Below are 13,476 nucleotides of genomic sequence, written 5' to 3'. Positions count from 1 at the left end.
GCAACTGCTGCAATCAGTCAACGCCCTGGTGAGTTCCGGAAAGCTGGTTGCTGCAGAGGAGCTGCTGGAGGAGGGGCTTACTGAGAACGAAGATCCCGAGCTTCTAGATCTGTTAGGGCGAGTATACATACTGCAGCGCCGTCCAAAGCAGGCGGCGGCTTTGATGCAGCGCGCTTTGCTGGCGAGACGGCAGCAGACCGCCTTTATTGAGCAGCCCCAAGAAGTCGATCACGTCTCAGAGATGGATGACGAGGCGGTCACAGCAGCTGATCTGGAATACATCACCTCCGATGCCAGCGTTTTTGTCGGACTAGACGCTGCCCCAAGCTGGCGGGACGAAGTCCCTGAACCGGTCAAGTCGCATCCCGAAGAGTCTCATTTGGCAGGCCACCCTCATGGTCTGGAGTCGAGCCACGGCAACGAAACGGTCATTTTGCCGGTTTCTTTGCCAGTAACTGAGGATACGTGTGTCATTTCTGCCGATGAGCGCAAAACCCTGTCCTGGGCTCGTGCATGTAAGCCGGTGGATGTGGCGTTAACGCCGCAGGGGGCCAAGATCCTAGTGCGCCATGCACCTCACTTCAAAGTAGAGCCGTCACACTCAACACCGGTATCCGTAACGGCGGACGACTCCCTCTGCGATGCAGTTCCTCGACAGCCTCTGACACCTGAGGAAGCAATGCTTGATGAGCAGCGACCTTCTGGTTCAGAGAGCTACTACAGCGACAGCGATATTCAAGAGTTGGTTGGTGGCATAGAGCTGGGCGCTCGAAACGAATCCGTACCCCTTTTGGGGGTGTATCAAGTCGATCAGCCGGATAGCTATGAGCCTGAGGATGACTTCTTCGACAATGATGAGCTATTGGTCGAGCAGGATGAGCTCAATTTTGGTGTGACTGATGAGTCTGACATTTATGATGGGCATATTGACGACGAATATGCTGCTTATGCCTTCGATCCTGACGACGTGTATGACAGCCTAGATAGCTCAGATTCTGATGCAGAGCTGCCTGATGGAAGGCTTAGCCGTGAAGATCGAGCTCTGCAGAAAGCAGTAGAGCTGATCAGCCGAGCGGGCTGGTCATTGTCGATGCTGCCCTTGGTTCAGCAGATTTTTGTGATGAGCGGCTGGGGTGCCACGCGGCTGGCACTGGAGCGAGAAATCGACAAAGGCATGATCCCAGATGAGCTGATCCTGGCTGCTCATGTGAAGGCACTTTGGGCTGAGAACGACTACTACTGGATTGCCTATGACAGGAGCGGTTCAAGCAACTTGTCGCAGTATGTTATGTCATGGCCGACAGCCTTGCTGTTGGTTCGAGCCTTTGAATCATTGCCGCAAATAGAGGAAATCGAGCAGTTCATCGAATCGTTGTTCGAGTACTGGTACGACAGGTCTAGCCTCCGCCGAGCATTCCGCTCGTTCAGCCGTTTCCTCTGGTTTCGGGTTTTCAACCTACAAGGCTGTTTACCCGCCAATCTGCCGTTCAACTTTTGCAGTCCTTATGAGTTACCTGTCGAGGAGTACAGCGACCTTGGCATTGGCGATCCGCTGGGTATCGAGCAGACAGCCAAGCTACGTGCTTTCGGTGTGTTTCAAACCAAACACCCTCAGGAACCTGGCTGCTATGCGAGTGACAAGCCCCTTCCTGTAGATGCGTATTCAATGGCCACGCAAACGAACAAGGAGATCTCAATCGATGCCTGATCAAAGCCTCACCCATGTTCCCGGCTGCTGGGTTAGCCAACCCCTGCCCAGCGGCGAAAAGCACCGTCGCGGCATGGTCAAGATGGCTCACGGAGACAGTGGCACCCAATTGCAGGTGAGCTGGTTCATGCCTGAGCGCTCCCAAGGCATGGTTGACGCCAGCTTGGTTGGCTCTGGCTTCCTGAACAGCATGGATGTACAGGATGCGACTCCCGGTACAGGTGTGCGCTCGCTGGGCATTGGCAGCATCATGCAGCAGCGTACCCTGGCGGGTTCCCAGCAAGTGCTGGTCGATTTTCCGGAAAGTGGAGAGCGGCACTGGTTGCCCTATCAGCACCTGCGCCAAGTGAAAGGCGCCAAGCACCGCTTTATCACGGCAGCTACCGGCAAGGCTGTGGATGCCGAGCGGATGCGCTTGAGGATGCTTGCACATGCCATCGAAACCTGGAACGAGAACACCGGAGCGCTTTCGCACCTAGATATCGACCCGCTCCCACACCAGATCCACCTGGTTCACCACATCCTGGCCTCGGGCAACTTCAACTGGCTGATTGCCGATGATGTGGGGCTCGGTAAAACCATCGAAACCGGCATGTTGCTCCACGCTTTGACTCAACGCAGGCTGATACAGCGAGTTCTGCTGATCACCCCGGCTGGGCTGACCAAGCAGTGGCAAGAAGAGCTCTACCACAAGTTCAAACTGGATGAGTTCGAGATCTACGGAGAAGACTTCTTCATCAACGAGCCGCGTCAGTGGAAGATGCATGACCACGTGATCGGCTCCATGGATCGCCTGAAGCAAGAAGGACACTTGGCCAGCCTGCTGCAGGCTGAACCTTGGGATCTGGTCATTTTTGACGAGGGGCACCGCCTCAGTCGCCGCCAATATGGGCAAAAACTGGACAGTTCCGAGCGTTACTCCCTGGCAGCCAGTTTGCGCAGCAAGGCTAGGCACATGCTCCTGCTCAGCGCTACGCCTCACCAAGGGATGCAGGACAAATTCATCGCCCTGCTCGAACTGCTGCGCCCAGAGCGTCGCCGAGAGCTGATACTGCTCAACCTAAAGCCGGAAATCCTCCACGACATGGTCTACCGCAACCACAAAGCGGATGTGACCGATGCTGAGGGTAACTTCATCTTCCAGGGTAAGCTCACGCGTGCGATGAAAGTGCCTGCTAGCGAGGAGTCACAGGCCTTTGACAAGATCCTGCAGGACTACCTGCGCCGGGGCTACGCAGCTGGTGTGGAGATGGGGCGCACAGGTAATGCCATCGGTTTCGTGATGACGGTTTATCGTAAGCTGGCTGCATCCAGCTCGGCGGCGATCCTCAACGCGCTGCGCAATCGCCTGGCTCGCCTGGAAAAGAAACTCAACGGCGCGCACGGAACGGATGAGCCTGTCGATGAGCGCTACTTCGGTGAGTGGGAAGAGCTACTTACGACTGACGCTAAAGAGTTTTTCGCCGGGGAAATTTTGCTGCTGAATAAGCTGATCAAGGAAGCTGAACAGCTCAAGCATAACGACCGCAAGCTCCAGCTGTTCATCGATGAGGTCATCCGCAAGATTCTTGCAGCCAATCCAGCAGAGAAGGTGTTGATCTTCACCGAGTACCGCACGACGCAAAACTACCTGTGCGAGACCTTGCGGTGTCATTTCGGCGCAGACAAAGTCGAGCTGATCAATGGCTCGATGGGGCATGCTGAGCGCCGCGATGCCATTGCCCGCTTCGAGGATCAAGGGCAGTTCCTGATCTCTACCGAGGCCGGAGGCGAAGGTATCAACCTGCAGCGCCAGTGCCACATCATGGTCAACTACGATCTGCCCTGGAACCCCATGCGTCTGGTGCAGCGGATCGGTCGCCTTTATCGCTACGGCCAGAAGAAAAAAGTCGTGGTCTTCAATGTCCACCAGCCCGACACCATGGATCAGCAGATCATCGACCTGCTGTACGACCGTATCGACTCCGTGGTTCACGACATGGCGGCGGTACAGAAAGACGAATTCAACGACGGACTGAAAGACGAGATTCTCGGCGAGCTGGCCGAGCTAATTGATGTCGAGGATATCCTGCAAGCCGCCACCTTACAGGGCATCAAGCGCACCCGCGAACGGATCGACGAAGCCCTGCGCCAAGCGCAAACGGCAACCGCCAAGCAGCGTGAACTATTCGAGTATGCGGCCAGAAGTGATGCCAACGAGCTGCGTGATGAGCTGGAAATCACCCAAGAGCACCTGCTCAGCTTCGTGCTGGGCATGTGTTATCAGCTAGGTATCGAAGTGGCCGAGCGTACCCACAGGAGCAAACTGCTGCGTATCCGTTTGCCTGAGTTAGTGATGCGCGAGCTAGGCATGTCGCCCATGGCGTCGCCGCGAATGGATGCCACCCTGGATCGCGAGGTGGCAGTCCATCGACCGGATACCCATATGCTCGACCTCAACTCGCCGTTCATGCAGTACCTGCTCAACAAGGCTCGTGATTACGACTTTGGCGGCCTAGCCGCAGTGGTGCAGGGAGATGAGCTAGGCGAAGGAGCTCTGTTCGGAGCTATGCTGCGCTGGCAGGGATTGCAGGGGAAGCGTATGCGTCAGGAGTTCGTCACCATCCAGGTCAACGAGCAGTGCGCTCAACTGAATACCCCAGCCATTGGCCAGTGGCTGCTGCAGTCGGCACAATCTGCCGATCTGAAACCAACACCTGAGCAGTGCAAGGCGCTGTTTGCTTGTGCGGAGAGTGTCGTCAATCAACGGCTCGCCAGCGTCAGCAACCGCTACCTGATCCCAGAAAGCCTGCAGTGGGCCAGCGCCGGCTGGACGATTTAAGGAAGAAGTATGAACAAGCAGGGTGATTTCTACCCGTCTTTTGTCAAAGACGACGCGCGTTACTCCAGCGAAGACTGCAAATGCATCGAGTCGGTCGTCGAGCGTCTGATGCAGAGCCGGACCAGCGAAGACCACCCCGGCATGCTGCTGGGTAAGATCCAGTCGGGCAAGACGAAAACTTTCCTGGCAGTCATGGCGCTGGCCTTCGACAACGAATTCGATGTGGCTGTGGTGCTGACCAAGGGCACCAAGGCCCTGGCCAAGCAGACCTACGAGCGCATCAAGAGCGAGTTCCGTGTGCATGACGAGAACGACCTGCTCAAGGTCTTCGACATCATGACCATGCCCGGCCATCTGACCGGTTTCGAGCTGAACCAGAAGCTGGTGCTGGTGGTGAAGAAGCAGACCGACAACCTCAGTCGGCTCATCGATCTGTTCGAAAGCAAATACCCGCAGCTCAAAGCCAAGCGCGTGCTGATCATCGACGACGAGGCGGATTACGCCAGCGTCGGCTTCAAGCGCGACAAGGGCGAACTGGACATCAACGTCACCGCTCGTCAGCTCGAGCACCTGCGCGTCATCGTCGAGCGTGCCGCCTTCCTGCAGGTCACAGCAACCCCTTACTCGCTTTACCTGCAGCCTGCCGATGTGCAGTTCAAGGGCAATAGCTTCAAGCCGATTCGCCCAGCCTTCACCAAGCTAGTCCCCGTCAATGCCGCATATGTCGGCAGCGACTATTACTTCGAAGACAGCAAGGCAGAGGGTCACCTAGCCAAGTTTCTCTATCAGCCCGTGCATCTGGACGAGCTGCAGGTTCTGCGCAAGAAGGACGGTCGCCGCCTGAAGTTGGAGGAGGTGCTGACAAGCAGGGCGATCCCGACCCTGCGCGATGCCATCTGTAACTTCATCATCGGCGGCTGTATCCGCCGATTGCAGGACAAGCAGGCTGGCAAAGCCGCGAAGAAGTTCAGCTTCCTGGTGCATACCGAGGCCAATACCACGGCGCATGCCTGGCAGGAGGAGCTGGTCGAGAAGATCAAGGAAATGCTCAGCGCAGCAGTAAGCCAGGAGCCGCAGCTGTTGAGCAGCCTCATTCAACGCGCCTACCAGGAGCTGCAGCCCTCGGTCGAGCTACAGGGAGACTATCTCCCCCTGCTGGAAGAGGTCGCTCAGGAAGTGCAGACTGCGCTCAAGCAAGACTGGCTGATGATCACCAAGGTCAACTCCGAGAAACAGGTCGAGGAGCTGCTCGATGATGATGGTCAACTGAAGCTGCGCACCCCGCTGAACATTTTCATCGGTGGGCAGATTCTCGACCGTGGGGTCACCATCACCAACCTGATCGGCTTCTACTACGGCCGCAAACCCAACGTGTACCAGCAGGACACCGTGCTGCAGCACTCGCGCATGTTCGGCTTCCGCCCGCGGCAGGATCTGGCAGTCACCCGTTTCTACACCGAGCCGACCATTTACGCCGCCATGAAGCGCATGCACGAGAGCGATGTGGCCCTGCGCGAGTCCCTTGCCAAGAACCCTGAACAGTCGGTGGTCTTCATCCAGAAAGCTCCCGGCAATGCTGTGCAGCCCTGTAGTCCTAACAAAATCGCTTTGTCGCAAACCACCACGCTCAAGCCGTTCAAGCGCATCCTCCCTGTCGGCTTCCAGGTGTTGCCCAAGACCTACCTGCGACCGGTCACCGAGGAGCTCGACCAGCGGCTCGACAAGCTCGCCGGTAACGGCAGCTTTGATGAGCCTTTCCTGATACCGGTAGCGGTGGCGATTGAGCTACTGAATACCCTGGAGCCAACCTTCAAAATGGAGGCGGACGAGGGCTATTGCTTCGACTGGGAGGCAGCACGCTCTGCGCTGCAGTATCTGGGCAGTCTTACGAAGAAGCGCAGTGAGCAAGGCAAAGTCTGGTGCCTGGTGCGTACCGACCGGGAAATCCAGCGCACCGTCAGCGCGGGCTCGCATGCCCTCTATGCCGACGCACCGGACAGCACCAAGACTGAAGGCCAGATTCGCAAGACGTACGCTATCGACAACCCCATGCTGATACTGATTCGGCAGAACGGCCGGGAAGAAAAGGGTTGGACGGGGGCTCCCTTCTATTGGCCGGTGATCTCTGCCCAGAAGAACACCCCGACGGCCATCTTTGCCCACGAAACACTGAATAACGACTGAAGAACACGGAAAGCCAAATGACTCTGTACGACTCTAATTAGGCGAGCTGATCCTGGCGCACGCTCCAGCAGATGGTCGCTGTTGCCGCCTGATACGCCACGTATATTATTGGCTATATGCAAATTGGTCGGCGAAGGCTTCGACCTCCCGCCACTTGATACACTTATCCTTGCGATGCCAGGTGTCCTGGCGGGGTACACTGCAACAGTACGCCGGGCGTCTGCACCGGGATCATGCGAGCAAGACTGATGTGCGAATCATCGACTTCCTGGATTCGGGCCATCCCGCGTTGCTTCGAATGTGGCACAAGCGGCAGCGGGGATGTAGGTCTATGAGGTACCGGATTAGTGACCAAAGGAACAAGACAGAGTCTTCGGGCTGACATGGTTTCCATTAGAAAGGATGAAACTTTATTTTCATCTATGTCGGTGGAATGGCGGGGTCAAACCTTTCTTAGGATGATACTTTAGATTATCAATTGAACATAAAACTGCCAAAACTGGCAAAATTTTGGATGGTTCAGGATGAAACTTTATTTTCATCCCACAAGAGCCGCACTGCGGCTCTTTTTGTTTTGGCAAAACAGGCTATGACAGCCGCAGGTTGGTGATGGTGACGTCGTCCAGGGAAGGCACAATGATGCCGCTGGAGATGCTCTTGGCGATCGCCTGGTTGCGGTTGCGCGAGTCCGTCTTGTTGGTGACCTGATTGAGGTGGAAGTTCACGGTTCGCTCGCTGATGCCGAGGATGGTGGCGATCTCCCAGGAGGTCTTGCCCTCGCTGGCCCAGAAAAGGCACTCCTTCTCCCGATCCGACAGCTCGGCCAGGTATTTCATCAGGTCTGGTCTGGCCTTGATGAGGGTCAGGGCCGAGTTGAAGATGTAGCTGGCGCAGAATGACAGCAGGGGAACGTTTTCAAACATCAGATCGGAATTGGACTTCTCCTTGCTGATGAAAGAGAGGATGCCGTGTTCCCCCTGCGGCGTGTGCAGCGGGAAGGAGACGCCGTTCCTCACCCCGAAGTCGGCGGCCAGGTTCATCACCTCCCTGCTGGCGCTGGGCAACCAGGGGGCATCGCAATCGAGCTTGTTCCAGAAGATGGGCTGGGTCTGCTTCAGTCCCAGGAAGACGACCGGATCCTGGGTCAGGTAGTGCCGTTCCGAATAGGCATCAAACCAGCTGGTGGGGCAGTTGTTGAACAAGGCCACATGGGATTTCTGCATGCTGATGGGGAAAATAATCAGCAAACGGAAGTAATCAAACCCCATCTGATGACTGAAGCGCTCCAGTTGTTGCTGGATCTCGCTGGTCTTCTTCGCCTTGGTGAACCGATCTATGTGTTCCCAGATCGCATCGTTAAACATGTAAGTCTCCTTTTTCGATCACTTATCTTGCTGATCGAAAAGACATTTTTTAGTTATTTAAAATGGTGTTGCGACTACCAACGCCAGTTATTCCCGTACTTGTCTAAAAAGTATCCTGTTTTTTCGGCCAGAGGCCAAGAAAATCATCTGATTGCCAGTGACCCTACTCTTTGAGACAATGAGAATAGTTATCATTGTTAAGATTTATATCATGAACAAGTTTTGGGGTCTGGCCTTGTTACCCATGGCCGTTCATTGCGTCGTGTCCGCCGACGAGGTGGTTGCGCCAGCATTGAAGAACAGTATCGCCGACGGGAAAGCCTCCCAGCTGCGTGTGGAGAAAGCCGCCGATGGCGCCGTCGCCGCCAGGATTGAGCTGCAAAATGCCCAACTGCAACTGCGGGATCTGGAAGCCTACAACCACTACATGCAGTCTCTGGTGGCCGATCAGCAAAACGAGCTGGGCAAGCTGAACCAGCAGTTGGAGGCGGTACAGGAGACCAGACAGGGGCTTGTCCCCCTGATGCTGCAGATGCAAGCCGATCTGGAACAGCTGGTACAGGATGACATCCCGCTGCGCAGGGAGGATCGTCTGGCGCGGGTTGCTGCCTTGAAAGCGACGCTGGCCAGAGCCGATGTGAGCGAGGCGGAGAAGTTCCGCCAGCTATTGCAGGCCTATCAGATTGAAGCCGAATACGGCAGCAGGCTGGACCATTATTCCGCCGAGCTGGTGCTGGATGGCGCACCGCGCCGGGTCGACGTGCTGGCTCTGGGTCGGATCTCCCTGCTGGCGATGACCGCCGATCGCTCCCAGGCGTGGCGCTGGTCTGCCGAGCACAAGCAGTGGCAAGCCCTCGACGGCCAGTGGCTCTCCCCCATCGCCGAGGCGCTGGAAATGGCTGCCGACAAGAAAGTTCCCCAGTTGTTGAATGTCCCCCTTTCCGTCAGCCGTGGTCAGGAGGCCCAGTCATGAGCGTCACCATGAAGTGGTTACCCCTTGCCCTCGCCCTCTCTCTGGGCACCACAGCCGCCGTGGCCGAGGAAGCCTGGCAGCAGCAGGAACAGGCCCGTGAGCAGAAGGCTCAGCAGGATCTGGCGTCTGTCTCCAGGGAGCTGAGCAGTGCCCGTGCCAAGCTGGCCGAGGCCCAGCGCCTGAGCAAGGAGCTGGCCAGCCAGTTCGCGGCCAATGAAAAGCAGCTGGTGGAGCTCAATACCCAGTGGGAGCAGGCCTCCGGCGACATGAACGAGATCTTTGCGGTCACCCGTCAGGGCGCCAGCGATGCGGTCAAGTTGCTGAGCGAATCCGCCGTCGAGGGCCAGTATCCTGATCGTCTCGCCCCGCTGAAAACCATGGCACAGGATAAACAGGTGCCTGATCGCGCCGCCCTTGCCCTGCTGCCAGCCACCTTGCTGCAGGAGATCCGCGAATCGGGCCGGGTTGCCCAGTTCAACGGCAAGGTGCTCGATGCCCAGGGCGTTGCCAGCGAGCAGACGTTGACCCGGATCGGCAGCTTCGCCCTGCTGGGCGATGCTGGTTTCTTGCAACCGGGGGCCGAAGGCCTGAGTCCGGTGCTGGGCCTGCCAGGCAGCGTGCTTTCCGCTGTGGCCGCTTATCAGGGTCAGGAGGGAGAAGCGTTGCCGCTGGATCCCTCCCACGGTGTTCTGCTCGATATGCTGGCCCAGGCGCCCACCTTCTGGCAGCAAGTCCAGCAGGGCGGCCAGGTCGGCGCCATCATCGTGCTGCTGGCAGCCATCGGCCTGGGGATCGCTGGAGTACGGCTGTGGAGCCTCTCTCGCGAACTGGGTCGGGTTCGTCGCCAACTCAAGAGCGGTGAATATCATGCCGACAACGCCCTCGGCCGGGTGCTGACGGTGGCTGACAAGCATCCAGAACTGAGCATGGAGACCCTCGAACTGCGTCTGGATGAGGCGATCCTGCAAGAGACCCCTCGCCTGGAGCGCGGCATCGGCATGGTCAAGGTGATCGCGGCCATCGCCCCCATGCTGGGTCTGCTCGGGACAGTGACCGGTATGATCGGCACCTTCCAGGCCATCACCCAGTTCGGTACCGGCGATCCCAAGATCATGGCGGGCGGCATCTCCATGGCCCTGGTCACCACGGTGCAGGGTCTGGTGGCGGCCATTCCGCTGATCCTGGCCCACAGCCTGTTGCAGTCCCGTTTCACCGAGCTTTCCAACGTGCTGGAACAGCAGGTGGCCGGGATCCTGGCCGAGCGGGCCGAAAGCAATGGTGACAGGGTGGAGCGGGTAGCATGATGCTCGACATCTGGCAGCAGTTGCAGAGCTTCATGGGCCGTGGCGGCCCGGTGCTCTGGGTCATTCTGGCCTTGCTGGTGCTGATGTGGATTCTGATGATCGAGCGGCTGCTCTACCTCAACCTGGGGTTTTCACCGTTGCAGCGTCAGCTGCTGGGCCGCTGGCAGGCGCGTCGCGAGCGTCACAGCTGGCACGCTCGCGCGATTCGCGGGCGCTGGCTGGCAGAAGTGGAGCTGGCGCTCAACCGTCATCTGATCTTCATCCGCACCCTGGTGGTGCTCTGCCCCATGCTGGGGTTGCTGGGTACAGTGACCGGCATGATAGGCGTATTCGATGCGCTGGCTGCGGCCAACCGCTTTAACCCGGAGAGCATGGCGGGCGGGATCTCCCGCGCCACCATCCCCACCATGGCAGGCATGGTGGTGGCCCTCTCCGGCGTGTTGTTACTCAGCCGGCTCGAGAGTCAGGCCAAGCGTGCGCTGGCCAAGACCCGGGACGGCCTGCGAGAAGAGAAGGTAATGCAATGAGACGGCAATCCAAACGCCAGCGCGATGAAGTGCAGATCGACATGACCCCCATGCTGGATATCGTCTTCATCATGCTGATCTTCTTCATCGTGACCACCTCCTTCGTGCGCGAAGCCGGGCTTGAGGTACACAGACCCCAGGCCAGCCAGGCCAAGGCGCAGAAATCGTCCAGCATCATGCTGGCGATCGGCGCTCAGGGGCAGATCTTCCTCGACCGCAAACAGGTGGATGTGGAGCGGGTGCAGGCCACCCTCGCCCGACTGTTGGCGGAGCAGCCCGAGGCAAGCCTGGTGATCCAGGCCGATGAACGGGTACCCCACGGCAAGGTGGTGCGGGTGATGGATGAAGCCAAGGCGGCAGGCATCGCCAACATCGCCGTGGCGGTGGCACCGAAATGAAACACAAGTTGATGAGCCTGGGACTGGGGATCGCCCTCAGTCTGGGCATCCTGTTGTTCATGGCCACCCTGGTGGAGCCGCCCGGAGGGGAGAAGGCGACCACAGAGCAGAAATCCATCGTCATCAACATGCAGAACGAGGTGACCGAGGTACAGGTGCGTGAGCGGCCGGTACCCCAGGAGCCGGAACCCCTGCCGGAGCCGCCTGCCGCGCTGGCCTCGACACCGATGCCCATGCCGGCGGCGGCCCCGTTGCCTTCGGTACAACCGAGCCTGGATCTGGTCTCGACTCTGAGTGCGGTACAGGTCTCTGCCCCTGGCGTGGCGACCAGTCCCACTCCGGTCGCGAGCGGCAATTTCCATGGTCAGCAGCAGGGCGCTGGAATCGGTGCCGGTGACCTCTTGATGCCACTGCAACGGGTTGAGCCTGTTTATCCCTACCGGGCCCAGCAGGCCGGCATCGAGGGGTCCGTGACCTTGCGTTTCAGCGTCGATGCCGATGGTCGGGTACAGGATGTGGAGGTGGTCGAGGCCAAGCCGAAGCGTCAGTTCGAGCGAGCGGCCATTCAGGCGATCAACAAGTGGCGCTATCAGCCGAGGCCGGGCGCCACCGACAAGCTGGTGCAAGTCATCACGCTCAAATTCAAATTGGAGTCATAACCATGTTGCGGATCTGGATCTGTCTGCTGGCCCTGGTCAGCCAAGCCTGTCTGGCGATGGAGGTGAGCCCTCATTTCTCCCGCCAGCTGGAGCCCGTGATGAAGCTCTATCAATCCGGCCAGTGGCAACAGGCCCAGAGCAAGGCGGCTGTGCTCAAACCCGGTTCCGAGGCTGAGCACGCCTGGCTGGCGCAGTTACAAGCCTCTCTGGCTGCCAACCTGCAGCAGACCGCACAGGCGAGTCGCTATGTGGAGCAGGCTCTTGCTTATAAAGAGTGGCCAGAGCAGCAACGACTTCAGTTGTTGCGTCTGCGAGGGGATATCCAGGCCCAGCAATCCAACTGGTCCGGCGCCATCGCGAGCTACAAGGCTGCATTGGCCATCAAGGCTGACGATGCCTTGCGTCTGCGCTTGGCTGGCCTCTATTACCACAACAAGCAGTACGGCGAGGCAGCCAGCCAGAGTGAACAACTGTTGAAGAAAAGCTGGCAGAAGCAGGCAGCCATCATCCGCCTCTCCGCCCTCACTGCGTTGCAGCGTTACGGCGTGGCTGCGGATCAGGCCGAAGAGTTGGTCCGCCGCGAGCCGAAAGAGAGCAAGTGGTGGCAGCAGGCTGTGTCGCTCAATCTCTCCGCCAAGCGTGGTGATCGAGCGCTTGCACTGCTGCAAACCGCCATCGACCGTCAACTGATGGATGATGCCGCCGCCCGCAACCAGCTGATCCGCCTGTATGCCTGGCAGGGACTGCCCTATCGTGGTGCGCGTATGCTGGAGTCTGCCATGGCCAAGGGGGTGATGAAGCAGAACGCCGAGAATCGCCAATTGCTGGCCCAGTTGTGGGAAGGGGCACGTGAGTGGCCGAAGGCTGTGGACAGCTGGCAGCTGCTTGCCCGGGAACATGCTCATCCCAAGGCCGCCATGCGTGCTGCCGAACTGCTGCTGCAACAGGGCAAGACGGATGCGGCCATGACCCAGCTCGTGGCCATCAAGTCGGTGAAGGGAGAGCAGGGCAACAGAGCCAAGGCCCTGCTGGTGCAGGCACACCTCAATAAAGAACAATATGCTCAGGCGCTGGTGTTGGCTCGCGAGCTGCAACAGCAGAACAACTGGCAAGACAGGGCGACCAGCTGGGTCAACTACATTCAGGCCCAGACTGACGGTATGAACAAAAAAGCGGCATGAAACTGGGGTAAACTCTCATTTCATGGGGTTTAGCCTGCTTTTTCAGCAAACGAGCGCATTTTTACAAAAAGCCCTTGTCATCCCGGCGCGGCTCCCTATAATGCGCCCCTACCAGCACGGCGGAACACGCCAACCTGATGAGCCAGCTTCCTTAGGAAGTCGGCGCCGAAAGAAAAGCGAAAACAACCGCTTGACTTTCGAAGTGAGGAGTGTAAGATGCGCCTCCTCAACGCGATAAGCGTGACGCTCTTTAACAATTTGAATCAAGCAATCTGTGTGGGCACTCACAGCATCGAGCATCAAAAACAATTTTTGATTTTCAATGTCTGATGAAGTGACCAAAGCAACGAAAGTTGC

At 58.2% G+C, this 13,476-nt stretch carries 11 protein-coding genes; 9 read left to right on the top strand and 2 right to left on the bottom strand.

Annotated features, from left to right (window positions below):
* From J9893_RS11220 to J9893_RS11210, 3 genes are all read left to right on the top strand, one after another.
* Positions 1-1,708, top strand: a 1,708-nt coding sequence (locus J9893_RS11220; protein WP_210621919.1) for a hypothetical protein, incomplete at its 5' end; no start/stop codon positions are given.
* Complete coding sequence (locus tag J9893_RS11215) at positions 1,701-4,529, top strand: helicase-related protein (protein WP_201872999.1); 2,829 nt, start codon at positions 1,701-1,703, stop codon at positions 4,527-4,529. The genes J9893_RS11220 and J9893_RS11215, both read left to right, overlap by 8 nt.
* Before the next feature lie 9 nt (positions 4,530-4,538).
* Positions 4,539-6,713: a Z1 domain-containing protein gene (locus tag J9893_RS11210; protein ID WP_201872997.1), complete on the top strand. Its 2,175-nt coding sequence runs from the start codon at positions 4,539-4,541 to the stop codon at positions 6,711-6,713.
* Positions 6,714-7,300: 587 nt separating this feature from the next.
* Here J9893_RS11210 and J9893_RS11205 read toward each other — a convergent pair.
* A complete protein-coding gene (locus J9893_RS11205) occupies positions 7,301-8,077 on the bottom strand; it encodes a LuxR family transcriptional regulator (protein ID WP_010672236.1) in 777 nt (258 codons plus the stop codon).
* Between the two features lie 211 nt (positions 8,078-8,288).
* Between J9893_RS11205 and J9893_RS11200 the strand changes: the two genes are divergently transcribed.
* From J9893_RS11200 to J9893_RS11175, 6 genes are read left to right on the top strand one after another with little or no spacing between them, the layout of a single operon-like run.
* Positions 8,289-9,050 carry a DUF3450 domain-containing protein gene (locus tag J9893_RS11200; RefSeq protein WP_210600376.1) on the top strand — a complete coding sequence of 254 codons (762 nt, stop codon included), beginning with the start codon at positions 8,289-8,291 and terminating at the stop codon, positions 9,048-9,050.
* Entirely contained in the window at positions 9,047-10,354 is a 1,308-nt protein-coding gene (locus J9893_RS11195; RefSeq protein ID WP_043153623.1) for a MotA/TolQ/ExbB proton channel family protein, read from the top strand. Before J9893_RS11200 ends, J9893_RS11195 begins: the two co-directional genes overlap by 4 nt.
* Entirely contained in the window at positions 10,351-10,881 is a 531-nt protein-coding gene (locus J9893_RS11190) for a MotA/TolQ/ExbB proton channel family protein (RefSeq protein ID WP_103261024.1), read from the top strand. The genes J9893_RS11195 and J9893_RS11190 overlap by 4 nt, the downstream gene beginning before the upstream one ends.
* Positions 10,878-11,279, top strand: coding sequence for a biopolymer transporter ExbD (locus tag J9893_RS11185; protein ID WP_010672232.1), 402 nt, complete (start codon positions 10,878-10,880; stop codon positions 11,277-11,279). Before J9893_RS11190 ends, J9893_RS11185 begins: the two co-directional genes overlap by 4 nt.
* On the top strand, positions 11,276-11,938 hold the full coding sequence (locus J9893_RS11180) for an energy transducer TonB (protein WP_042016113.1): 663 nt from the start codon (positions 11,276-11,278) through the stop codon (positions 11,936-11,938). The genes J9893_RS11185 and J9893_RS11180 overlap by 4 nt, the downstream gene beginning before the upstream one ends.
* A gap of 2 nt (positions 11,939-11,940) precedes the next feature.
* Positions 11,941-13,119 (top strand): hypothetical protein, encoded by a 1,179-nt coding sequence (locus J9893_RS11175; RefSeq protein WP_162540659.1) that lies wholly within the window; start codon positions 11,941-11,943, stop codon positions 13,117-13,119.
* A gap of 108 nt (positions 13,120-13,227) precedes the next feature.
* Here the strand turns inward: J9893_RS11175 and J9893_RS11170 are convergent.
* Positions 13,228-13,476: hypothetical protein (locus tag J9893_RS11170; RefSeq protein WP_210600377.1), on the bottom strand; the 249-nt coding region annotated here is incomplete at its 5' end.

It is taken from the genome of Aeromonas sp. MaB10011B (assembly GCF_017939325.1).
Lineage (GTDB): Bacteria > Pseudomonadota > Gammaproteobacteria > Enterobacterales > Aeromonadaceae > Aeromonas > Aeromonas caviae.
This window is presented reverse-complemented; position numbering and strand designations above follow the sequence as displayed.